Genomic DNA, 23,691 nt, shown 5'->3' on the forward strand with positions numbered 1-23,691 from the left:
TATGATAATTTTAAAATACAAGTAGTCGGCTATTGGTATTTTTACGTAGATACTAAGAACACCAAACTGTCTATGATCAAAATTTTAATTATTGAAGATGATACTTCATTTGCCCAAATGCTTCAAAATTTTTTGGCAAGAAATAGTTATGAAGTGGTATTAAGTCATTCTGGGTTAGATGGCGAAAAACAATTAAAAGAACACGATTTTCAATTAGTAATTACAGACTTGCGATTACCAGATTATGACGGAATTAAATTGGTGTCTAATCTAAAAGATGAAATTCCGGTAATTGTAATGACAGGTTATGCAGAAGTTTCTACAGCTGTAAAGGCGATGAAAATGGGAGCTTACGATTATATTTCTAAACCTTTTACTCCTGATCAGATGCTATTGGTTATTGATGGCGCATTGAATTCAAAACCAGTAGTTTCAAAAGAACCTGTTCATTCAAAAGAAAAAGTAGTAGTTGGTAAAGAAGTAACCACGTCTCAAGAATTGATTTTAACCAGTGAGGCAACCCAGAAATTAGAAGAGCATATTGTTTTGGTCGCACCTACAGATATGTCGGTTTTGATCATAGGAGAAAGCGGTACAGGTAAAGAGGTTACTGCAAAAGCCATTCACCAAAAAAGTACGAGAAATGGAAAACCGTTTATAGCGCTAGATTGTGGAGCAATACCTAAAGAACTGGCGGCAAGTGAATTTTTCGGGCATATAAAAGGAAGTTTTACGGGCGCAATCGCCGATAAAATAGGGAGTTTTGAAGCAGCCAACGGTGGTACTTTATTTTTAGATGAGGTAGGTAATCTTTCTTATGAGAATCAAATTCAGTTGTTAAGAGCCTTACAAGAGCGAAAAATAAAAAGAATAGGTAGTAATACTGAAATACAAGTAGATGTACGAATACTATCAGCTACCAATGAAGATTTAAAGTCGACGGTTGAGAAAGGTACTTTTCGAGAAGATCTGTATCATCGATTGAATGAGTTTTCATTGCAAATACCTGCTTTAAAAAATAGACACGGAGATTTGCGGGTATTAGCTTCTCATTTTCTAAGAAAGTTCAATGAAAAGTTGAGCAAACAAATTGTTGATTTTTCTGATGAGGTTTGGGATATTTTTAATGCTTACCATTGGCCCGGTAATATTCGAGAATTACAGAATGTAATTCAGCGTGCAGTATTGTTATCGACTACAGAGAAAGTAGAAGCAAAGGTTTTACCATCGGAGTTAATGAGTCCGGTTTTAGAAACCGCAGAACTAGGCAGTCTTTCAAAAGCAGAATTCGAAAAAGAACAAATTGTAAACGCTTTAAAACGTACTAATTACAACAAATCTAAGGCAGCTAAATTATTACAGGTAACTCGAAAAACGCTATATAATAGAATCAACTATTATGATTTGGATCTTTAGACATTTCTTTTGAAAGCATTTCTATTAGTTTTTTAGTCTCCCTTTGTAATTCTATGTTCTTTGCCTTGAGTTGTTGATCAGAAAAATTATTGCTATTCAAAACCTCAAAAATTTCTAGAATAGGAATTACATTTTTAACTTCTAATTGTCGAAACATAGGTAGCATTTTATGAGCTACTTTATTTACTTGTAAAATATCAAAAGTAGCCACTGCGTTACTAAGTAGAAGAGCATTCTCTTCGGTGTCCTTTTTGAAAATAAGTAACACTTCGTCAATAGCATTTTGGTCATCACCCAAAAACATTTTTAAGGAATTTAAGCTATATAGTTGCTGAGAATCGGTGGCTATGCGAGTTTCTTCGGTTGGAATAATTTCATCCGCATTATTGAAAAGGACATGAAGTTTTTGTAATAGATCTGTTTTGGAAAAAGGCTTAAGAATAAGATTAGAGAAACCTTTTTCAGTAAAATGTACTAAAGATAAATCGCGTCGCCCGGTCATTGCCAAAATAGGTTGGTTGTTGAAATTTTTAAATTTCCCAGTTTTTAACTGAGCAACTATTTCATAACCTGTAACCGAGGGCATTTCAACATCGGTCAAAACCACATCAAAATTAAAATTTTCATTAAGTTTATATTCGTTGAAGTCTGAAAATAGTAGAGCTTCAATTCCTTCAGATTTTAGCATTTCACCAATAAGTTTTAAGAAAGAAGTATCATCATCAAATACAATCATTTTTAAATTCTTAAAACCTATAGATGGGTTTGAAACAACTTCTAATTGTTCTCCAAGCGCAACAGGTATTTGCAAATTAAAGGTGCTACCTTTATCAAGTTCACTTTCTAATAAGATAGACCCACCAAGTAGTTCTGTGAGCTTTTTGGTGATGGTAAGTCCTAATCCGTAGCCACCATACTTTTTATCGGTATCATTTTCTGCCTGTGTAAATTCTTTAAATATCAGTTCTTGTTTTTCTTTTGAAATGCCAATACCTGTATCTGTTATTTTAAAAATTAGAATGTTAGACTTAGAAGATTTTACAATAGACCCTGCCAATGTAATCTTTCCCTTTTCAGTGAATTTATAAGCGTTACCTAATAAGTTAGAAATGATCTGACGTAAACGAAAAGCATCCGATATAATAGGGTGATTTAAAGAATCATCCAAATTCAAAATCAACTCAATATTCTTGTCTTGATGTTGAGATGATATATTTTTGGCGCTTTCCGCTATCAATTTATCGATCCTAAAAGTTGAGTTTTTGGCAACCATTTTACCAGCTTCTAGTTGTGAGAAATCTAACAAATCATTTACTAGATTATTAACATAGACAGTAGCAGATTTAATATGGCTAATATGTTCTTTGTTATTCTTTTGGTTGTCACTTTCTTCAATAATATTGGCGTAACCACTTATGGTATTTAAGGGTGTTCGTAAATCGTGACTAACAGTAGCTATTAATTGTTCTCTACTTTTTAAAAGAGATTCTGAAAATGCTTTTTCTTTTTCGAGCTTTTCTCGGTACACGTTTGCTTTCCAAAAATCACGATTTAAAATAAAAGTAAAAATAGCCACCACTAAAAAGCCAAGTATGGCAGCGATAGCGGCAAGTCGAATACTCCGTTTTAATAAAGTTTCTTTCTTGATAGAAGTTGCAATACTGTTCATGATAATCTCCTGTTCAAAAGAAGAAAGTATAAATCGTAATTGCTGAGAAAGTTCAATATCTGTTCTGTTAATAGTCGATTCGCGTACGGTCAAAGATTTTTCTTTTAAGGTATTTTCTTGTTGTACGTCTTTTAATAGATTTTTTGAAACCTGAACCACACTGTCCATAGTTTGTGCATTCTGTTGCTGATTATTCTCTGTGGGAACATTGGCATTCAGATAGTCTGTCATTTTTTTAATAGCATCTTGGGCTTTGGGTGAAAGCTCATCAAGATTTGGGGCTAAATCTTTGGGTTTAATGATTCCTAAAGATTCTTCAAGTTTATCAAACTCCTTTAAGGCAGAATTAATCGCTGTACCCGTTTGGTCATTCAATCTAATGGAACGCATGGCGTTGATATTCGTTACTTTCTTGCTCAAAAGTGAGCTAAGACTGTCTAAAAGTCCGTGTTGATAGTCACTTTCAGTAAGTGTTTTTAATTCTTCAATATTGGTGTATAGAGAGTCTATCTTATTCTCGTAAGCCGTAAACTTAATCTTGCTTTTTGTTTGTAGTGCTAGTTTAGACAGGCTTTCGGCTTCATATAGTTGCGCAAGAAAAGAATTGGTTTTAAGTAGTTTGCTGTCTTTTTCATCGGTCGTTTCAGTGGCTATATATTCTTGAACTTCTGTGTAGATGTAATATGAGGCTATAACTCCTAGTATGATTAATAATAGGTAGCTAATGGTGATTTTAAGGGTGAATTTATTTTTTTGTGCTTTCATATATAGTATCCATATGCTTGGTATATGTACGATAAAACCGAGATGTTAAGTTCTAAAATGATGTTAATTAAACAAGTTGTTATTTTTTTAAATTTCTTTATGACAGTTTAAATAACTGCATTACATTTGCGGCATCTCAAAGGGGTGCCGAGTTCTAGTTTTAGAACAAAGCTGAGATTATACCCAAAGAACCTGGGCAGGTAATGCTGCCAAGGGACAATTCAAAAGTTTGTTTTAAATTTTTGAAGTAAGATGTAGTGTGATTATTTTGTTCACATGAAGTCTTTTGGAAATCGAGCTTAGTTGCTCAAAAATCAATTTTAACTTTAGAATAATAGCCCCTTTTATTCGTAATTATTTTACGAATGAAACTATCTATTTTCACAATTGCGGCGTGTTTGGCGCTAAGTATGGGAGTCTGTGCCCAAGAACAGGAAACCGACTCTTTAGAGGGTCAAAAAGTAGTGCTAGACGAAGTGTTCGTTTCGGCAATTAGGGTAACTAAGCAATCTCCGGTTACATTTTCAAATCTTACAAAAGAGGATATTAAGCCTAGAAATTTAGGTCAAGATATTCCTGTTTTAATGAATTTTTTACCATCAGTGGTAACTACAACAGATGCAGGTGCGGGTGTTGGGTATACAGGTATTCGCGTAAGAGGTAGCGATGCTACACGCGTAAACGTTACCATTAACGGTATACCATATAACGATGCCGAATCGCAAGGTACCTTTTGGGTAAACATGCCAGATTTTGCTTCTTCAACAGAGAGTTTGCAATTACAACGTGGTGTAGGTACATCAACTAATGGTGCAGGTGCTTTTGGGGCAAGTTTAAATGTACTAACTGACGGATTCTCCCAAGATGCATACGGACAAATATCAACTTCAATTGGTAGTTATAGTACTTTAAGAAATAACCTAAAATTCAGCACGGGACTCTTAAATGACCATGTTGAAATTTCAGGTAGATTGTCTAAAATAAAGTCTGACGGATATATTGATAGAGCCCGTTCAGACTTAGATTCTTATTTTTTACAAGGAGCATATAAAGATGACAATACATTGATAAAAGCAATATTATTTGGTGGTCATGAAGTTACGTACCAAGCATGGTACGGTATAGATGCACAGACTTTAAAGGATGATAGAACTTTTAATCCTTCAGGTATATATACAGATGTAGATGGTAATACCCAATTTCATGATAATGAGGTTGATAATTATAAGCAAGACCATGCCCAGCTTTTATGGAATGAGCAAATTTCAGATTTCTGGAGTACCAATGTTGCATTGCATTACACAAGAGGTAGAGGTTTCTTTGAGCAATATAAAGAGGCAGACGATTTTTCTACCTATGGTTTTGAACCAATAATAGTTGATGGTAGTGAAGTAAATACCACAGACCTTATAAGAAGACGTTGGTTAGATAATGATTTCTACGGAACCGTATTTTCTGCAAATTATAAGAAAGACAAGCTAGATTTAATAATGGGTGGTGGCTTCAATAAATATAAAGGCGACCATTTCGGAGAAGTAATTTGGGCTAGATATGCTAGCAATAGTAGTTATAAAGACAGCTACTATGATGATAGTTCAACTAAAACTGATTTTAATTTGTATGCAAAAGCAAATTATCAATTAACAGATCAGTGGTCGTTGTATGGAGATTTACAATATAGAACAGTTGGGTATAAAGCTAACGGAGATGAAACTGGTTTGGTCGATGATACATTTAATTTTTTCAACCCAAAAGCAGGGGTAACATTCGATTTAAATGTAAATAATAATTTCTACCTATCATATGCGGTTGCCAATAGAGAGCCAAATAGAAATGATTACGAAAGTGGAAACCCTAAGCCAGAAAAATTAAATGATTTTGAATTAGGATGGAGATACGTGTCTGCCAATGTACAGGTAAATACCAATCTTTATTATATGAAATACAAGGATCAGTTAGTGGTTACGGGTGAGTTAAATGATGTTGGTGCGCCATTAAGAGAGAATGTTGGTGATAGCTATAGGTTCGGCTTAGAAATAGATGCAAATATTAAGTTGGGAGATAAATTTAGTGTAAGACCTAATATAGCTATCAGTGATAATAAGAACAAAGATTTCTTTATTGATAGAGATGGTCTATTACAAGGTTTAGGAGATACTAATATTGCATTTTCACCAGGTTTGGTAGCAGGTAATATTCTTAGTTATATGCCTTGCGAAGCCCTGAGCCTTTCGCTGTATTCAAAGTTTGTTGGCGAACAATATTTAAGTAATACAGATACAGAAGCATCTAAATTAGATTCTTATTTCACGAACGATTTCAATATTACTTATGAAATCAAAATGAATAACGTAGTAAAGTCGATTGTGTTTTCTGGGTTGGTAAATAATATCTTAAACGAGAAATATGTATCTAATGGTTATACCTATTTAGACAGTTGGTCTACGCCAGGTAATACTTTTGAAGTTCAAGGCTATTATCCGCAAGCGGGTACTAACTTTTTATTGGGAGCAACTGTTAATTTTTAAAAATAGAGGCTGAGGTAATCCGTTACAAATTTGTCTTAAATATTTGCTTAAAAAGTACGTCGCGTAGAAGAATAATCTAAATTAGAACCCTAATATACAGGGTTATGGAGCGTAATATTCCGGTTTTTGGTAGTAGATTAAGAAACAACATTGTAACGGTGCCAGAGGTAATTTCGCAATGCTCGGGCATTCGTGTATTTGGGCAATCGATAAAGTCATTTCTGTTTAGTACAGATGTGGCAATTATTAGAAATACAAATGCCAATGCGATTATTGCGGTGTACCCATTTACACCACAACCGGTAATTTCTAATGCGTTGATTTTGGCTGCCGATAAGCCCATTTTTTGTGGAGTAGGTGGTGGGTTAACAACCGGTGTACGGTCATTAGAATTGGCAATTCATGCAGAGTTTCAAGGAGCTTTAGGGGTAGTTTTAAATAAACCTACCCCTAATAGCCTTATTACAATGCTTAAAGAAAAGATAGATATTCCTGTTACGGTTACAGTCGTATCTGATAAAGAAGATTTTAAAGGAAGATTAGCGGCAGGTGTTGATATTTTTAATGTTTCAGGTGCAGGTAAAACAGCCGATATCATCAAAAGAATACGAGATTTAGATGCTGATGTAGCAATTATTGCTACTGGTGGTAAAACCGAAGAAACTATAGTTCAGGCTATTGATGCTGGGGCAAATGCGATATCATATACTCCGCCAAGTACGGGCGAATTATTCAAAGAAATTATGGACAGGTATCGTACAGAAGAATAGTGCTTAGTTAGAGATGATCACACTACCACCACTATAGCTTGCTTGGTATTCTAACATGTCATAATAACGATTTTCATCTTCAGGTGTGTTCAATAGTTGACCGGTAAAAAGGCTGTATTCATAATCATCACATGAGCAAGTTGCAATCTGACCGTCAAGTTCCATTGTTGAGCAATCATTAGGGGCATGATTTGGGCAACTACCTTCAAAAGCTCTAAATTGATCAAAACCGGCATTAATTACAAAAACACCTCTAGTACCGGCAAGGTCACTTGGAATATAGATAGCGCTACCCGTATTTGTAAGAGGGCTGTAAGAAGGCAGGTTTAAATTTGCTTCAAAACGAAAACCGATTTCTTGTAAGTATGGATTTCTATTTGTGCCGTCATTGCTACAAGCAGTGATAATCAATAGAATTACGATGCTTAATCTCTTCATCATGCTTTAATTTAGTTTTAAAAAACTTCAGCAAATGTGCGTAAAAATTATGTATATTTGTGTTAAATCCTCGCTTAAAAAGCCGAATTAACAGGCAATTGCAGAGGATTTGTCTATTTATAAAACGAGGAAGTTATGAGTAACATATCATACTATACTGTCGAGGGGTTAAAAAAACTCAAGGCAGAACTAAATCATTTACGAGATATTGAGCGCCCAAAGGCGTCTCAAGCCATTGGAGAAGCAAGAGACAAAGGTGATTTGTCAGAAAATGCTGAGTACGATGCTGCAAAAGAAGCACAAGGTCTATTAGAAATGAAAATTTCAAAAATGGAGAATACTGTTGCCAACGCACGTTTAATTGACGAGTCCCAATTAGATACTTCAAAGGTTTTGGTATTATCTACAGTGAAATTGAAAAATCAAAATAATGGCATGGAAATGTCTTATAAGTTAGTAGCTGAAAGTGAAGCTGATACAAAAACAGGAAAAATTTCTGTTAATTCACCAATTGGTAAAGGGTTACTAGGTAAAAAGGTAGGTGACACTGCAGAGATAGTAGTGCCAAGCGGAGCTATTAAATTTGAAATTCTTGAAATTACAAGATCTTAAATTTTTTAAATAACTATATTTAATCCTATCCTTATTAAAGGGTAGGATTTTTTATTAGCACTAAATACGAATTACTATGCCAACAATATTTACTAAGATTATAAATGGTGAAATTCCATGTTTCAAAGTAGCTGAAGATGAAAATTTCTTAGCTTTTTTAGATATCAACCCTAATGCAAAAGGGCATACATTATGTATACCTAAAAAAGAGGTCAATAAAATTTTAGATTTAGATGAAGAAACCTATTTAGGGTTAATGTCATTTTCTAGAAAAGTAGGTAAGGCATTAGAGAAGACAGTTGAGTGTAAGCGTGTAGGTATGTCGGTTATTGGTTTAGAAGTACCACATGTACATGTTCATTTAATACCTTTAAATGAAATGAAAGATGCTACTTTTCAACACAAAGTAAAGTTAAGCAACGAAGAGCTAAGTGATCTTGCTAAAGCGATCGGTTCTAAAATTGAATAGCTCCAGAAATAAATAAGTATACTGCACCAGCTACCAACGCAATAAGAACCAAAATAAGGCTATAAAAAAGTAATGTTGGTTTAGATGATTTTTGAGCTGGTATAGCTGTTTTTTGATAGTAGTTGAACATGCGTTCAATATCATCTGTCCAGGTTACCGGGTAAATTGTAGAATGGCAGGTATTGCAAACTAATTTATTACTTAGTTCACCAGTAATTTTATGAAAGAAGCTTCCGTAAGTATGTTTTTGATAGAAAGTAAGATTTAAATCTTGATTAAAACATTCAGGACAGTTATTACTTAGATTGGCTTCCTTAATAACTTCTAATTTTTCCTTGGCCATAATTAGTGAGACACTTTTAAAGAAATTTGCATTATAGTTCCTTCTTTGCCAGATGATAACACCTTTATTTTTCCATCGTGGTATTCTTCCACAATTCGCTTAACCAAAGAAAGTCCTAAGCCCCAACCTCTTTTTTTGGAGGTGAAACCGGGTGTAAATATACTATTATAGTTGCTTTTAGAAATACCATGACCCGTATCGGCTATTAAAATGTTCACAAATTTATTGTCTTGTACAATTTCTATAGCAATACTACCCTTGCCTCTCATAGCATCAATTCCGTTTTTTACCAAATTTTCTATAGTCCAATTATATAACGAACTGTTCATCATAACAGGTAGGTGGTCCACCTTTGTGCTGAAAGAAAAGTGAATAAGTTTAGAACTTCTTCGCTTTAAGTAATCAAAGGCATCTCGGGTTTCTTTTACAATATCACTTTCTTCAAGTTTTGGTAATGAACCAATTTTAGAAAAGCGCTCGGTTATGGTCTGTAATCGATCAATGTCTTTCTCGATTTCTTTGGTTATACTAGGGTTTATAGCTTCAGATTTTAAAAGTTCGTTCCATCCTAAAAGAGAAGAAAGGGGTGTACCAATTTGGTGTGCGGTTTCTTTGGCCATACCTGCCCATAGTTTATTCTGCTCTGAAGCTTTATTCGTTTTAAAAAGAAAATAGATTACCGCTGCAAAAAGAAAAATAATAAGGAGCAGGGCAATCGGGTAAAATTTTAATTTGGTCAGCACATCAGAGTTGCCGTAATAAAGAGTCGCTAAATGTTCCCCTTGTTGATCAATGGATATAGGTATATTTTCGTTTTTGAATTTTCTGAGTTGGCTTTGAATATATACCGAGTCTTTTGATTTGTTCGGCGGAAAGTTGTTTACCCGTATAGATTTATCTTTATTGATAAGGATCATTGGGGTAGAAGTATTGTTTTGAAAAACTTTTAAGTGAAGGCTTCCTAAATCTACAGTTTCTGAAGATTGTAAAAATTCTGATTGTGCAGTAGCCCAAATCTCCATTTTAAGGCGTTCTTCTTCCTTAAATTGTTTAAAAAAGCTATTGGTATTCCATAAGATAAGACTCACTACTACGAAAGAGCCTATCAATAGAAAAATGTTGGAAATTTTGTTTTTAGGAATAAAGTTCATCCAATAGTTATCTAATACTAAAGATAACCCTAATTGTGAATAATTGTTGTGCTGTTATCGTTGCACCATGTTTTATTACCGCATCATTTTATGTATTTTTGGACTCTATTGTAAAAAGAGTTCAAGATGGAAATAGAAGGTAAAGTAAAATTGATAGGAGAAACTCAAACTTTTGGGTCTAATGGGTTTAGAAAAAGAGAATTAGTTGTTACTACAGATGAGCAATATCCACAACACATCATGGTAGAATTTGTTCAGGATAAATGTGATTTATTGAATAGCTACGGTGTAGGGCAAGATGTAAAAGTGAGTATTAACCTAAGAGGTAGAGAATGGACAAATCCTCAGGGTCAAGTAAAGTACTTTAACTCTATTCAAGGATGGCGTATAGAAGGCGCATCTGCTGGAGCACCAGCTGGTGGTATGCCTCCGGTAGCACCAATGGAGGCTTTTGAGCCTGCAGATAATTTGAATGAAGAAGATCATGATGATCTTCCTTTCTAAGAATTGTAAAGAAATTTTATAAAGAGTTATGTCTTTATAATAAGAAACTTGTTTAGCTTAAATAGTTAAACAAGTTTTTTTGTTTTATGACCTTTATTTATTTTGAGCGAAAATTAAAAAGCCACAAATAGTCATGTATTTTTTGACAGATGAACTTATTTTTCCACCAGTAGATAGCGCTAATGTAGAGGGCTTGTTGGCTGTGGGCGGTGATCTCTCTCCAGAAAGACTGCTCTTGGCATACCAAAGTGGTATTTTTCCGTGGTTTGATAACGATTCTATTATTTTATGGTGGAGTCCGGATCCTCGAATGATCCTTTATCCAGAGCAAATTAAGATATCAAAAAGCATGAAGAAGGTGATTCGTAACAACCAGTTTCGATTAACTAAAAATACCTGTTTTAAAGAGGTTCTGGAGTATTGCTCATCTGTGCCTCGTGAAGGTCAAGACGGCACTTGGATCACCGATGAAATGAAAAATGCGTACATCGCTTTGCATGAAAGAGGCATTGCAAAATCGTACGAAGTTTGGGAGGGCGACACTTTAGTTGGTGGTTTGTACGGGATAGACTTGGGTCATATATTCTGCGGAGAAAGTATGTTTAGTTTAACGTCAAACGCATCAAAATTTGCTTTTATTAAACTGGCTCAAGAGCTACAAGAAAAAGAATATAGCATTATAGATTGTCAGTTGCATACTGACCATTTGGAAAGAATGGGAGCACAAGAAATTTCTAGAAAAGATTTTATTAAGATTTTAAAGTGAGATTACAAGGCTGTTCAAGAAAAAGAAAACATGTTCGGTACTTTCAGTGTAGTTCTCCATTCTAAACTGTATGCCTAATTGCGCTTTTAAATGTTGTGAAATAGACCAACCAATTTGAGAAGTAATTCTTTGGTCATACATCGGTTTTATACTTTTGCCTATGCTCAATAATGATTCTGTGGTGGCAACTAAGTAGGGCTCGCCAATATCCATTTTTAAACCTTTTAAAGGTATGTCTACAGCGAAGCGATATCTAAATCTATGAACAAGTTTAGAAGGTTGTACACGCTGCTCTACTCTAAATCTATTTCCAAAACGAATACTACTGGTTTTTTTAGTAATGTTGAATTGTTGGGTTAAGCGTAGTTCGTTTTCCTTTTTCTTTTCAAACGGTTCTCTAAAACGATATTGAATACCAAGGCCTATACTTTTATATGGGTCAAGGGTCAATGAAGAAAAGTGGGCAATTTCTATTTGGCGAATAGTTAGCTGTGTTTTTTGGTCATTGTACAGATAATTTCTGTTCGATAATGAGAAATTCTGTTTAAGTAGAGGTGTTACTTTATAGTTGAAAGCAACTTCTGGCTCCCAGTAGGCGATGGTACTATCTTGCGATTGCAGGTTATACGAACCTATAAACACAACAAGATAAAAAATCAGTTGGCCCCTAGTAAAGTACGTGGTCATAATTAGTAGGAAGAGATGTTCTTATTTGTTTAAAATTACCATCTGCATCAAACAAGATTTCGTAATCTAAATACCCTTCTTCTTTTCTGCCTACAATAACAATTTCATAATTGTTATAAGGTAAAATGAGGTTTTGAAAGGCATTTTTAAACGTTTCTTCTATAGTGTCACTATTTGAAGGATATTGCTGTTGTAGTCTTTTTATTCTGTATTTGATGAAATTATTGTTCAAATAGATTTCCATATTTGTATAAGTGTCATTAGGTATATCAGCAGTTTTTATCAGTATTTCAATATCTTCTAGTAATCCATCCTTGTCGAATTCTATACTATACCATAGTTTGTCTTTTTTAAGTTTTGCCTCATAACTGATTTTTATACTATCGGTTTCTTTATAAAATTTTATGCGCTTAAAATCGGTTATATTCTCCTCAATAGTTGCGATGGCTTCAGCAGGAAATTGCGACTTAAGAATACGATGCTCCCTTTCATATTTGTATTGAGAATGACCCAACTGAAAACAGCATAGAAAAGCAGTGAGTGTTATTTTTATAAGATTATTTTTCATATCAATTGTTATTGGCTTTGGCTATACTTCGTTGTATCTGAAACAATTTATCTGATGGTCGTTTACCATACCGGTAGCCTGCATGAATGCATAGATGATAGTACTGCCTACAAATTTGAATCCGCGTTTTTTTAGGTCTTTACTGATAGTGTCAGAAATTGGGGTATTCGCTGGAGCCTCTTTGTAGTTTATCACCTCGTTTTTAATGGGCTCATTATCTACAAAGTTCCAAATATAGTTACTGAAAGTACCAAACTCTTTTTGAATTTCTAGGTATGCTATGGCATTCGTCACTGTAGCACGAACTTTTAATTTGTTTCTGATAATACCTTCATCCTGTAATAAAGATAAGATTTTGGTTTCTGGATATTTTGCAATTTTCTTGTAATCGAAATGATCAAACGCTACCCTAAAGTTCTCTCTTCTTTTTAAAATGGTAATCCAGCTTAAACCAGCTTGAAACGTTTCTAGTACTAAAAATTCAAACAAAAGTTCATCATCTTTTACAGGAACACCCCATTCTTGATCGTGATAAGCTTCGTAAAGCGAATCTCCTTTGCACCAGCCACATCTATTTTTATCCATAGATTAAAAGTACTATATAATGGCTTGTTGTCAAATTAAAAACAATTAACTATAGCTAAATATAACGGCATGCCTATAGTTATGTTAAATGGAAAAGTAATTGCCAGCGCCATGGGTAGGTATAAGCTTGGGTTTGCTTTAGGAGCCGCTAAGCGCATTGCTGCAGGTACCGCTATATAAGAAGCACTTGCCGCTAAAATGGCGAATAAAAAACGATTTCCAATACTTTCGGTAAAGGCTAAACTAACTACTGCAACGATGCTGCCATTTATAAGCGGTATTATGATGGCAAAGAGAAATGCGAACCATCCTTTTTTAATAAAATCAGCTAATTTTTTACCACTGGTTATACCCATATCTAAAAGGAAAACAGCTAAAAAGCCTTTGAAGATATCTGTAGTAAAAGGTTCTATACCCCTGGCATGTTGATCACTGGCCAAAAAACCAATAATTAAACTTCCAATAATTAATATTACACTTCCGTTGGTTAGAGAGTGTCTTACTACATTGGGCAGAGAGATTTTATTTTCTTTATTTTTTTGAAAATAAGACATAAGTAGCACCCCGATAATAATTGACGGAGCTTCCATTAGTGCCATAACAGCGACCATATGTCCACCAAATTCTATTTGTTCCATTTCGAGAAATGAAACTGCGGTGACAAAAGTTACGGCGCTTACAGAACCGTACGATGCCGCTATCGCACCAGAGTTGGCAACGCTAAATTTTCTTCTTAAGACAAAATAGGTGTATATAGGTACGAAAAGGGCTAAAAAAACACCGAATAACAAAGACCATAAAATTTCTATATCTAAAGCGCTATGAGAAAGTTCTAGACCGCCTTTAAAACCGATGGAGAACATTAAATAAAGGGAAATAAACTTTGATGAATTTGGTGGAATTTCTAAGTCACTTTTTAATTGAACTGCAATAACACCTAAAAAGAAAAAGAGCAGAGCGGGGTTGGTCAGGTTATCTAACAGTAAATGTAAATCCATAAATATTTATTTAGTAAGGCTGGTTTAAGGGAGTTTGGTGTAAAATATGTGATAACTGAAAACTCCCTTATTTCTATGTAATAGATGAGTTGAATTAACTACTAATTATTTGTCGTTAGCTCTAGTATTAATAAACATGATTAAAGATATAATGCCACATGAAATTAATAGTTGATTTAAAAAGAGACCATTGTTTGTATAGGATGCAAGAATTAATAGCGCCATCATTAAAAATGTTACTATTCTAGAGAGGTTTGCTTTTTTGTACATATCTTTTTTTTAATTCAAGAATTATTTAGTCGTTTATAGAGATTTCTAAAACACCGTTAATTTTAATCGTTACATTTTTATTGTATTTATCTTTTAAAAATTCTTTGGAAATCAGTTTATCTTTTTCTAGTTGATTAATTCTACCATCTGGGTATTTCGTATTTGATCCAGAATATCCTTCGCAAAGAGTAAGGCGCTGTAATTTGTGAAAATTTATTTTTTCATTGATTAGATTTTGTATAATGTCATTTGCCTCAGAAACTGTAAAGACACCATCTACAAGTTGAATTTTCTGTTTAGTACTTGTTGTACTTACCGGATTTTTAGCTTCTACTTTCATAATTTTAGTTTATATTTTTTATTACGACTGCAAATCTTATATTTTTAATTCATTAAATTTTATTTATATTTATTATGATATACATAAAAATATTTTATGAATTACACATTACATCAGTTAAAAATTTTTCTTAAAGTAAATGAAAATCAAAGTATTACAAAGGCTTCAGAAGAGTTGCATTTAACACAGCCTGCAGTATCAATTCAGCTTAAAAATTTTCAAGATCAATTCTCGATTCCCTTAACTGAGGTGGTTGGAAGAAAGCTTTATGTAACAGATTTTGGAAAAGAAATTGCAGTTGCCGCTAAAAAAATACTCAATGAAGTTGATGCCATTAACTATAAAACACTTTCTTATAAGGGTGAATTAGTAGGTAGATTAAAATTTTCGGTTGTCTCTACCGGTAAGTACGTAATACCCTATATGCTCTCTAATTTTTCTCATCAAAACAAGGGTGTCGATTTAGTAATAGACGTTACGAATAAGGTGCAAGTAATCGAAAGTTTAGAGTTGAATACAGTAGATTTTGCTATGGTATCCGTTTTGCCAAAGAAATTAAAGGTAGAACGTGTAGAGCTCATGCAAAATAAATTGTATTTGATTGCTGGTAAAAAAGGCTTGTCGAACAAAGGTCTCTCTCGAAAGAAAATTTTTGAACAATCACCATTAATTTATAGAGAAGCCGGTTCGGCAACAAGGGCTGCAATGGAGAATTTTATAATTAAGAACAAATTTGAAGTTCGAAAGAAAATTGAGCTTACCTCAAATGAAGCTGTCAAACAAGCTGTAATTGCAGGCTTGGGTTTTTCGATTATGCCAATAATAGGGTTGAAAAATGAGCTTAGAAATAATGATGTACAGATAATTCCTATCAAGGGACTTCCAATACGTACAAATTGGAATTTAATTTGGCTTAAATCTAAAAACCTATCACCTTCCGCATTGGCGTTTTTAGAATATTTAAAAGATGATAAGAGTCAAGTAATGAAAGAAAATTTTGATTGGATAGATGCTTATTGAACAGGGCTATACTTTTGCTGTTTGATCTCTTAGCGCTTGTATCTGTTCTTCATCCATGTAAATAATGGGTACAGCATAAAGTAAGGGCATATTTTCTGTATAGTTAGCTCTTAATTTCTTATTGATGGTGCTAAACAACAGCGCCTTTGTTTTTCCGTCAATAATAGTTTGTTTTTCAAAATTAACTTCACATGTAATCGAACTTTTTCTAAATACCTTTTTGGTAGTAAGGCTTGCGCTGTAAATTAAATTTTCAGCCAATAGTAGTTCGGCAATTTCTCTTGCCTGTTTTTTGGTCTTTACAATGATATGTACTAAAATCATGATATATAATATTTAAGCATTAGATTAATTGTAAATAAGAATTATAAACCTCCCTGTAAAACATCTTAAATTACTAATTAGCCGCAAATTAGAATGTATTACTTTTATAAATAAATGTTAAACTATTATAATATGATAGCAATACTATTATATTTGCAATCAAAGAAATAATCAAGACTATGGATAGGCTGTTACAGGGTGTACAGATAAGAATAAATGAAAAACTATATTTAAAAGATCCAGAATCTTCTGGTCTTGGTAAGAAAATAATTGAATTTAGTATTCAGTTAATTAATGAAATAGGCTTTGAAAGTTTTACATTTAAAAAACTAGGTTTACAAATAGGCTCTAACGAAAGTTCTATATACCGTTATTTTGAAAATAAGCATAAGTTGTTGTTATATCTAACATCTTGGTATTGGGGGTGGATGGAGTATCAACTAGTATTCGCGACCAACAGTATTAGTAACCCTAAAGAGAAGTTGTTGAAATCTATACTCATAATAACTAGAGAGATAAAAGAAGATTCATCATTTTCGCACATTAACGAAGTGCTATTGAATAAGATTGTCATTAACGAATATTCAAAATCGTACACAACAAAAGAGGTAGATACCGAGAATAAAGAAGGCTTTTATAGTATTTATAAGAGATTGGTGGGTCGATTAGGTGAGATGATATCACTAGTAGATGCAGACTATCAATACCCGACCAGTTTAGCAAGTACCATTCTTGAAAACGGTTTACATCAGCATTTTTTAAAAGAACATTTTCCATCACTAACAGATTGCAATAACCAGGTGACGCCGACACAATTTTTGACGCATCTTGTTTTTAACACATTAAATCAGAAAATAGATGAATAAAAATATACTAACTGCCTGGCAACGCTTTCTTGGCCTATTAAAGCTTGATAAGAAAGATGTGTTTCAGGTATTCTACTACGCCATATTCGCAGGTGTTGTCAACCTTTCTTTGCCTTTAGGTATACAAGCAATTATCAACCTAATGCAAGGTGCGCAAATAAGTTCATCATGGGTAGTATTGGTAATAGGGGTAACCGTAGGTGTGGCATTTGTGGGTATACTTCAATTAATGCAAATACGAATTATTGAAAATGTACAGCAAAAGATATTTACTAGGGCATCGTTCGAATTTGCATATCGTTTCCCAAAGATAAAGATGAGCGAACTTCATAATTACTATCCGCCAGAATTGGCAAATCGATTTTTTGATACATTGACCATTCAGAAATCGCTGTCAAAGGTTTTAATAGATTTTCCTGCTGCGCTATTACAGATAGTTTTCGGCTTATTGCTGTTATCTTTTTATCATCCATTTTTTATTGTGTATGGTATGCTGCTGCTTTTGTTAATATATGTGGTTTTTAAGTTTACGGCACAACGTGGTTTAGATACCAGTTTAGACGAATCTAAGCGGAAATATAAAGTAGCGCACTGGCTTCAAGAGATTGCTCGTTCTATTGTTAGTTTCAAATTATCGGGTAAAACTTCACATGCATTAGATAAGAACGACACCTTGGTAGTTGAATATTTGAATGCAAGGGAAAGTCATTTTAGAGTGATTGTATTGCAGTTTATTCAGATGATCGGATTTAAAGTACTGGTTACAGCTGGTCTTTTACTTATTGGTGGTTTGTTGGTATTGAATCAAGAAATGAACATTGGGCAATTTGTAGCCGCAGAAATTATTATTCTTTTGGTGATTAATTCGGTAGAAAAATTGATTGTTGGTTTAGAAACTTTTTATGATCTATTGACATCGTTAGAGAAAATGGGTCAGGTGGTAGATAAAGAATTAGAAACCCAAGATGGTGAAAAGCCATTTTTAGAGCATCAGGCATTTACTGTAGAGTTGAGCAATATTTCTTATAGCGTACCCGATCCAAAAAGGGAGATAATTTCTAATTTAAGCTTGACTATTTCACCAACATGTACCATTTTGTTGAGAGGAAGTAGCGGCTCTGGTAAGAATACTTTGTTACGACTTATTGCAGGAATTATTGAGCCAGATACTGGCGGAGTTTATGTAAACGGAGTCTCTTTAAAAGGGATGAATCTGAATTATTATCGTTCACATCTCGGTCAATCATTACCAGAAGAATCACCTTTTGAGGGGACGATTCTCCATAACATCACTTTTGGTGATAAAGAGACTACAAATAAGCAAGTATATTGGGCATTGGATAAAGTCGGACTTACAGATTTTGTAAAGAAGCAACCAGATGGATTAAATACCATTTTATATCCTGAAGGAAAACAGATTCCCTATACCGTATCTAAAAAGATAGTGCTCGCAAGAAGTATTGTTCGCAAACCTAAACTGCTCATTCTTAAAGATCCCTTAGATCAATTTAATAGTGAAGAGGCTGATCGTATTTTGAACTTTTTAAGTGATTCATCTAACGGGTGGGCATTACTTGTTGTAAGTGAAAACGATAAGTGGATTAAAAAATGTTCTCGAATTATTACGATGGATAAAGGACAGATTATTAACGAAATCTCAGGAAAAGATGCTTAATATATCTCATAAGAAATTAAACGAAAAGGTGTCGATTGAGCGATTTAAATCCGTTCAAAAAGTAAATCACCAAAGGCATTACAAGCATTTTAATCGCTTTTTGTTCGCTTTTGCAGTGGTAGGTGTAATTGTATTGTTTCTACCATGGACGCAAACGATTAATGCTAGAGGATTTTTGACTACGCTAACCCCTGGTCAAAGACCACAAACTATTCAATCTCAAATACCGGGTAGAATAGAAGAATGGTATGTACAAGAGGGTGATTATGTAAAAAAGGGCGATACCATCCTTTTTATATCAGAAGTAAAATCAGAATATTTTGATCCAGATTTAGTAGAAAGAACAGGACAGCAATTAAAGTCGAAAAATTCTTCTGTAACATCATATGGTGATAAAGTAAAGTCTTTAGATAATCAAGTTGCTGCACTTTTTAATGAAAGAAGGTTAAAGCTAGAACAGGCTAAAAACAAGTTGCTGCAATCAAAATTGAAAGCACAAAGTGATAGTATAGATTTTGAAGCTGCTAAAACCAATATTAAAATAGCAGAGCGCCAATACGAGCGTACGGCTCTTTTACAAAGTGAAGGTTTAAAGGCAGTAACTGATGTTGAAGAAAAAAGGTTGAAACTTCAAGAGACTCAGGCAAAGTTACTTTCTCAAGAGAATAAACTGTTGGCGGCTAAAAATGAAATCATCAATGCAGAGGTGGAAATCAATAGTGTTCAAGCCTCATATACCGATAAGATTTCAAAGGCGCAGAGTGATAAGTTTACGGCAATGTCAAATCAGTTTGATTCTGAGGCGCAGGTAAGTAAATTAGAAAATGATTATACAAATTACCAAATGCGAAGTGCGCTACGTTACATTCGAGCGCCGCAAAATGGTTATATCAATAAAGTACTCACGGCAGGCATTGGCGAGACTTTTAAAGAAGGTACCCCGTTAGTAGGTATTATGCCGGCCGAGTATGATATGGCTGTAGAAACTTTTGTGAACCCTATAGATTTACCGTTGATCCATTTAGGGGAAACGGTAAGAATTCAGTTTGATGGTTGGCCTGCAATTGTATTTAGCGGTTGGCCAAATGCATCTTACGGTACATATGCCGGTAAGGTGGTGGCTATTGAAACCTTTATAAACCCGAATGGGAAATATCGAATATTATTGTCGCCTGATAAAGAAGATCAAGCTTGGCCAGAAGCTTTACGTGTAGGTTCTGGTGCAAATACTATTGCTTTATTAGAAGATGTGCCAATTTGGTATGAACTATGGCGTCAGCTGAACGGATTCCCTGCCAATTATTACCAGCCAGAAGGGGCTCAAGATAAACCTGTAAAAAAATAACGATGAAGAGAATTGTTGTCTTTTTATATCTAATTGCTGGGCTATTTTCTAATGCTCAGACTGCAGATTCTGTACAGCTAAATTTTAGAGAGTATTTGGGTTATGTGAAAAAGTATCATCCTATTGCTAAACAAGCAGAGATGGTCATGAGCATAGGTCAGGCAAATCTAATGAAAGCACGTGGTGGTTTTGACCCCAAAATTTCTTTAGACTATTCTACCAAAGAGTTCAAAGGTTCAGAGTATTACGATTTATTGAATTCCACCTTCAAAGTTCCTACGTGGTATGGTATAGAGTTGAAGGGAGAATTTGAGCAATATTCTGGTGAATACTTGAACGCAGAAAGAAATGTACCCGATGATGGCTTGTATAGTGCCGGAGTTGCGCTATCGTTAGGTCGTGGCTCTTGGATAAACGAGCGTATGGCTACCGTAAAAAAAGCAAAATTCTTTAGGGAGCAGTCAAAAGCAGATAGAGATTTATTGGTAAATCAGATATTGTTCGATGCCTCTTTGGCGTATTTCAATTGGTTACAAGCGTATAGAAATAGTTTGTTGTTCAATGATTTTTTATTAAATGCTAAAGTCCGTTTGAAGGGTGTTAACCGAAGTGCACAAGCAGGTGAAATTGCTGCTATTGATACTGTAGAAGCAAAGATTTCAGTACAGAATAGAGCTTTAGAACGTGAGCAGGCCAATGTTACTTTACGTAATGCCAGATTAGAACTTTCTAATTACCTGTGGATGGGTGAAAACATACCGATGGAATTGCAGCAAGATGTTGTGCCAGATACATCTTTAGATACCGAGATAGATCAGGCTTTAGAAATTTTAGGAAAACCACTGGATAGTTTCGTGTTAGAGAATCATCCGAAGTTAAAATCATTAGGCTATAAAATTGATGGTCTGGTTGTAGATAAACGACTAAAAACAAATAAGCTTTTGCCTAGAATAGATGTGGAGTATAAGTTTATTACAGATGAGCCAGAGTACTTGAATTCATTTGAAACACAGAATTATAAAGCAGGATTAAATTTTGAACTTCCGCTATTTCTTAGAAAAGAGCGTGGAGATTTAAAATTGGCGAAATTGAAATTAAAAGACGCTCAATTCGAGCTAGATAATGCTGAGGTTCAGATTCAGAATAAAGTAACTGCTATTTATAATGAGTTAAATTCTTTTGAAAATCAGAATGTGTTAATAGATGATATTGTAGCCAGTTATGAAGCGTTACTTGCTGCCGAAGAACGAAAGTTTAGTTTTGGTGAAAGTTCACTTTTCTTGATTAATTCAAGAGAAACCAAATTGATAGATGCAGTTCTAAAACAAAACCAGGTAGAGAATAAATACTTTACGGCAAAGGCTAAGTTGTTCAACAGTTTGGCGGTAAACCCTGAGAATTTGTAAGCATTGTACTTTTCTTACTACTAATGCGTTCGATTAAAGGATATAAATTAGCATTCGCATGGAGTTAGTAATAGAAGATTTGATTAAAAAAGGACTAGCATCAAGTTATAGTTATTTAGAGTACAGAGCATTAGTTTCAGATTTAGCTGAAAAAGGTGAGGCTACTGGTCCTGAACAATCGGAGGCATTATCGCAGTATACCCAATTAAATAATAGCCGTATGCGCCGATGGGATAAAACCTTGAAGTTTAACGACGAGGCTGTAGCTAAAATTAAAGCTGTCAATCAGAAAATTTCATGGTTGGTATTATCAGAAAGTTGGTGTGGCGATGCTTCACCTGCATTACCGGTAATGAATAAGATCACAGAAATAAATCCGAATATATCGTTATCTATTATTCTTCGAGATGAGAATTTAGATATTATGAATCAGTTTTTGACCAACGGTGGCATGTCCATTCCAAAGTTAATAGCAACAGATACAGCTGAAGGTACTGTAGTAGCAACTTGGGGACCTAGGTCAATGAAGGCAACACAATTGGTAGAAGATTATAAAGCCGAACATGGTAAGTTAACACCTGAGTTTAAACAAGACTTACAGGTATTTTATAATAAGGATAAGGGGCAAAGTATATTAGAAGATTTGTTGAAATTACTTCCCTTGAAATAAGTAAGTAATCGTTCCTTTCTGAGAATCTTTATCAGAAGAATTAAATCTTGCTTTTAAAGCGTAATTAATAGCATTTTCAACAAGGCATCCGTTAGAAGTGCCAGAACTTTTTTCATTATAATCTGCTTCGGTAACATAACCCAAAGCATTTACTTCAATATTGATAACAACTTTTCCTCCTTCGATACAAGTATATATTGGAGGGGGTAATTTAAAATTATTTCTATCTACTAAAGAGTACGAAACTGAAGTTCTTCTTGCTGCAAGGTTATTTGTAAACTCTTTCTTTTGCGCTTCCTTTTCGCCTAAAAGTTGTTTTTTCTCTTCTCGCTTTTTAGCTAATGCTTTTACTCTCTCAGAATAGCCTGAGTCAGAAATTAGATTTTCGGTAGGGTCGCCATCACTCATCTCATTGCGCTCTTCCATTAACTCTTCTAGAGTTTGTAGTGGCTCTGGATTACCATAACTGGGTTTTGCCGTTTCGTTAAAAGCTAAATGACTTTTTATAGGGTCAGCGTTTGCTAAATCTTCCTGTGGCTCTTCTTCTTTTAGAATTTCTTCTAGAACCTCAGGGTCCATGACCATTTCAACAACATAATCTTCTTTAGATTCTTCTTGACCGCCAAACTGAATATTATACATAACCAACACTACAATAGACATGCTAAAGATAGTGGCAAGTAATGATAATTGTTTTCTGTTCAGATTCATGGGTATATAACCTTAATAATACCAAAATATTTTAGAAGATCGATAAAGAGTAATCAATAGTTTACAATCTATTTTTCTTCTGGACCTAGTAATAAATCGGCAAAGACTAAAGGGTCTTGGGCATTATCTACGTTAAAATCACCTATTTTGGTTCTTCTCAATGCCGTTAAATGTGCTCCAGAATTAAGGGCTGCGCCAAAATCGTGGGCAATAGATCTAATATAAGTGCCTTTGCTGCAGGCGATTCTAAAGTGAATATTCAAGCCATCGATATCGGTAATATCAAATGCACTTACATTTACTTTTCGCTTTGGTATGTCAACTGTTTTTCCTTCGCGAGCCAGTTCATAAAGTCGCTTGCCATCTTTCTTTAAGGCAGAGAAAACAGGCGGTGCCTGCTCGATTTCACCTATAAATTGATGGGTTATAGCTTTTATAAGCTCAGGCGTAATGTGATCTGTTGCGAAAGTTTCGTTTATTTCTGTTTCAAGATCGTAAGATGCTGTGGTACCACCTAAGGTAAAAACACCTGTGTATTCTTTTTCTTGTCCTTGATATTCGGTAATTTTCTTAGTAAATTTTCCTGTACAAATTATAAGGAGTCCAGTTGCTAATGGATCCAATGTACCTGCGTGTCCTATTTTAAATTTCTTTAAGCTGAACTTTTTTCTGATTGCCCATTTTAATTTATTGACGGCTTGAAAAGAGGACCATTCTAGTGGTTTATCAATCAATAATACTTGACCGTTTAAATAGTCTTCTTTGGTCAAATCTTTCATGAATTTTGGGTGTTTA

25 protein-coding genes are annotated in these 23,691 nt (G+C 34.3%); 13 read left to right on the top strand and 12 right to left on the bottom strand.

What is annotated here, in order from left to right; genetic code table 11:
* Positions 1–72 precede the first annotated feature (72 nt).
* Positions 73–1,416, top strand: a complete 1,344-nt coding sequence (locus Q0871_RS10000) for a sigma-54 dependent transcriptional regulator (protein ID WP_299321806.1) — start codon at positions 73–75, stop codon at positions 1,414–1,416.
* Here Q0871_RS10000 and Q0871_RS10005 read toward each other — a convergent pair.
* Positions 1,391–3,850, bottom strand: coding sequence for an ATP-binding protein (locus tag Q0871_RS10005; RefSeq protein WP_299321810.1), 2,460 nt, complete (start codon positions 3,848–3,850; stop codon positions 1,391–1,393). The two genes, Q0871_RS10000 and Q0871_RS10005, sit on opposite strands and share 26 nt — an antisense overlap.
* A gap of 365 nt (positions 3,851–4,215) precedes the next feature.
* Between Q0871_RS10005 and Q0871_RS10010 the strand changes: the two genes are divergently transcribed.
* Both Q0871_RS10010 and Q0871_RS10015 read left to right on the top strand, forming a co-directional pair.
* Positions 4,216–6,378 (top strand): TonB-dependent receptor, encoded by a 2,163-nt coding sequence (locus tag Q0871_RS10010; RefSeq protein WP_299321814.1) that lies wholly within the window; start codon positions 4,216–4,218, stop codon positions 6,376–6,378.
* A gap of 104 nt (positions 6,379–6,482) precedes the next feature.
* Positions 6,483–7,148 carry a hydrolase gene (locus tag Q0871_RS10015; protein WP_299321817.1) on the top strand — a complete coding sequence of 222 codons (666 nt, stop codon included), beginning with the start codon at positions 6,483–6,485 and terminating at the stop codon, positions 7,146–7,148.
* Positions 7,149–7,151: 3 nt separating this feature from the next.
* Here the strand turns inward: Q0871_RS10015 and Q0871_RS10020 are convergent, their stop codons facing one another.
* Positions 7,152–7,589: a Rieske (2Fe-2S) protein gene (locus tag Q0871_RS10020; protein ID WP_367275139.1), complete on the bottom strand. Its 438-nt coding sequence runs from the start codon at positions 7,587–7,589 to the stop codon at positions 7,152–7,154.
* Between the two features lie 132 nt (positions 7,590–7,721).
* Between Q0871_RS10020 and greA the strand changes: the two genes are divergently transcribed.
* A complete protein-coding gene (gene greA / locus Q0871_RS10025; protein ID WP_299321821.1) occupies positions 7,722–8,198 on the top strand; it encodes a transcription elongation factor GreA in 477 nt (158 codons plus the stop codon).
* Positions 8,199–8,274: 76 nt separating this feature from the next.
* Positions 8,275–8,667, top strand: a complete 393-nt coding sequence (locus Q0871_RS10030) for an HIT family protein (RefSeq protein WP_299321825.1) — start codon at positions 8,275–8,277, stop codon at positions 8,665–8,667.
* Here Q0871_RS10030 and Q0871_RS10035 read toward each other — a convergent pair.
* Both Q0871_RS10035 and Q0871_RS10040 read right to left on the bottom strand, forming a co-directional pair.
* Entirely contained in the window at positions 8,654–9,010 is a 357-nt protein-coding gene (locus tag Q0871_RS10035; protein WP_299321829.1) for a hypothetical protein, read from the bottom strand. The two genes, Q0871_RS10030 and Q0871_RS10035, sit on opposite strands and share 14 nt — an antisense overlap.
* A gap of 2 nt (positions 9,011–9,012) precedes the next feature.
* Positions 9,013–10,161 (bottom strand): PAS domain-containing sensor histidine kinase, encoded by a 1,149-nt coding sequence (locus Q0871_RS10040; protein WP_299321831.1) that lies wholly within the window; start codon positions 10,159–10,161, stop codon positions 9,013–9,015.
* Between the two features lie 126 nt (positions 10,162–10,287).
* Between Q0871_RS10040 and Q0871_RS10045 the strand changes: the two genes are divergently transcribed.
* Positions 10,288–10,665, top strand: a complete 378-nt coding sequence (locus Q0871_RS10045; protein ID WP_299321835.1) for a DUF3127 domain-containing protein — start codon at positions 10,288–10,290, stop codon at positions 10,663–10,665.
* Positions 10,666–10,798: 133 nt separating this feature from the next.
* A complete protein-coding gene (gene aat, locus Q0871_RS10050; RefSeq protein WP_299321839.1) occupies positions 10,799–11,431 on the top strand; it encodes a leucyl/phenylalanyl-tRNA--protein transferase in 633 nt (210 codons plus the stop codon).
* On the opposite strand, the gene Q0871_RS10055 is transcribed toward aat, so the two are convergent.
* From Q0871_RS10055 to Q0871_RS10075, 5 genes are all read right to left on the bottom strand, one after another.
* Complete coding sequence (locus Q0871_RS10055; protein WP_299321845.1) at positions 11,423–12,118, bottom strand: DUF2490 domain-containing protein; 696 nt, start codon at positions 12,116–12,118, stop codon at positions 11,423–11,425. The genes aat and Q0871_RS10055 overlap by 9 nt on opposite strands.
* Positions 12,099–12,686, bottom strand: coding sequence for a hypothetical protein (locus tag Q0871_RS10060; protein WP_299321851.1), 588 nt, complete (start codon positions 12,684–12,686; stop codon positions 12,099–12,101). The genes Q0871_RS10055 and Q0871_RS10060 overlap by 20 nt, the downstream gene beginning before the upstream one ends.
* Before the next feature lie 21 nt (positions 12,687–12,707).
* The gene (locus Q0871_RS10065) at positions 12,708–13,271 is read right to left on the bottom strand and encodes a DNA-3-methyladenine glycosylase I (RefSeq protein ID WP_299321854.1); all 564 of its coding nucleotides are present in this window, start codon (positions 13,269–13,271) and stop codon (positions 12,708–12,710) included.
* 35 nt (positions 13,272–13,306) lie between these two features.
* Positions 13,307–14,269, bottom strand: a complete 963-nt coding sequence (locus tag Q0871_RS10070) for a sodium-dependent bicarbonate transport family permease (RefSeq protein ID WP_299321859.1) — start codon at positions 14,267–14,269, stop codon at positions 13,307–13,309.
* Positions 14,270–14,564: 295 nt separating this feature from the next.
* The gene (locus Q0871_RS10075; protein ID WP_282048486.1) at positions 14,565–14,879 is read right to left on the bottom strand and encodes a hypothetical protein; all 315 of its coding nucleotides are present in this window, start codon (positions 14,877–14,879) and stop codon (positions 14,565–14,567) included.
* Positions 14,880–14,975: 96 nt separating this feature from the next.
* Here Q0871_RS10075 and Q0871_RS10080 point away from each other — a divergent pair, with 96 nt between their 5' ends.
* Positions 14,976–15,899 carry a LysR family transcriptional regulator gene (locus Q0871_RS10080; protein WP_299321867.1) on the top strand — a complete coding sequence of 308 codons (924 nt, stop codon included), beginning with the start codon at positions 14,976–14,978 and terminating at the stop codon, positions 15,897–15,899.
* Between the two features lie 6 nt (positions 15,900–15,905).
* On the opposite strand, the gene Q0871_RS10085 is transcribed toward Q0871_RS10080, so the two are convergent.
* On the bottom strand, positions 15,906–16,223 hold the full coding sequence (locus Q0871_RS10085) for a hypothetical protein (RefSeq protein WP_299321872.1): 318 nt from the start codon (positions 16,221–16,223) through the stop codon (positions 15,906–15,908).
* 179 nt (positions 16,224–16,402) lie between these two features.
* Here Q0871_RS10085 and Q0871_RS10090 point away from each other — a divergent pair, with 179 nt between their 5' ends.
* Genes Q0871_RS10090 through Q0871_RS10110 form a run of 5 tightly spaced genes read left to right on the top strand, consistent with a single transcriptional unit; the run spans position 16,403 to position 22,185 of the window.
* Positions 16,403–17,089: a TetR/AcrR family transcriptional regulator gene (locus Q0871_RS10090; RefSeq protein WP_299321876.1), complete on the top strand. Its 687-nt coding sequence runs from the start codon at positions 16,403–16,405 to the stop codon at positions 17,087–17,089.
* Complete coding sequence (locus Q0871_RS10095; protein ID WP_299321880.1) at positions 17,082–18,764, top strand: peptidase domain-containing ABC transporter; 1,683 nt, start codon at positions 17,082–17,084, stop codon at positions 18,762–18,764. The genes Q0871_RS10090 and Q0871_RS10095 overlap by 8 nt, the downstream gene beginning before the upstream one ends.
* Complete coding sequence (locus Q0871_RS10100; RefSeq protein WP_299321884.1) at positions 18,757–20,109, top strand: HlyD family secretion protein; 1,353 nt, start codon at positions 18,757–18,759, stop codon at positions 20,107–20,109. The genes Q0871_RS10095 and Q0871_RS10100 overlap by 8 nt, the downstream gene beginning before the upstream one ends.
* Before the next feature lie 2 nt (positions 20,110–20,111).
* The gene (locus Q0871_RS10105; protein ID WP_299321888.1) at positions 20,112–21,515 is read left to right on the top strand and encodes a TolC family protein; all 1,404 of its coding nucleotides are present in this window, start codon (positions 20,112–20,114) and stop codon (positions 21,513–21,515) included.
* 58 nt (positions 21,516–21,573) lie between these two features.
* Entirely contained in the window at positions 21,574–22,185 is a 612-nt protein-coding gene (locus tag Q0871_RS10110) for a thioredoxin family protein (protein ID WP_299321891.1), read from the top strand.
* Here the strand turns inward: Q0871_RS10110 and Q0871_RS10115 are convergent.
* Positions 22,168–22,896: a hypothetical protein gene (locus tag Q0871_RS10115; protein WP_299321896.1), complete on the bottom strand. Its 729-nt coding sequence runs from the start codon at positions 22,894–22,896 to the stop codon at positions 22,168–22,170. The genes Q0871_RS10110 and Q0871_RS10115 overlap by 18 nt on opposite strands.
* Positions 22,897–22,964: 68 nt before the next feature.
* Positions 22,965–23,675 (bottom strand): tRNA pseudouridine(55) synthase TruB, encoded by a 711-nt coding sequence (truB, locus tag Q0871_RS10120; RefSeq protein ID WP_299321901.1) that lies wholly within the window; start codon positions 23,673–23,675, stop codon positions 22,965–22,967.
* Positions 23,676–23,691: the final 16 nt, after the last annotated feature.

Source organism: uncultured Maribacter sp. (genome assembly GCF_947500985.1).
Classification (GTDB): Bacteria; Bacteroidota; Bacteroidia; order Flavobacteriales; family Flavobacteriaceae; genus Maribacter.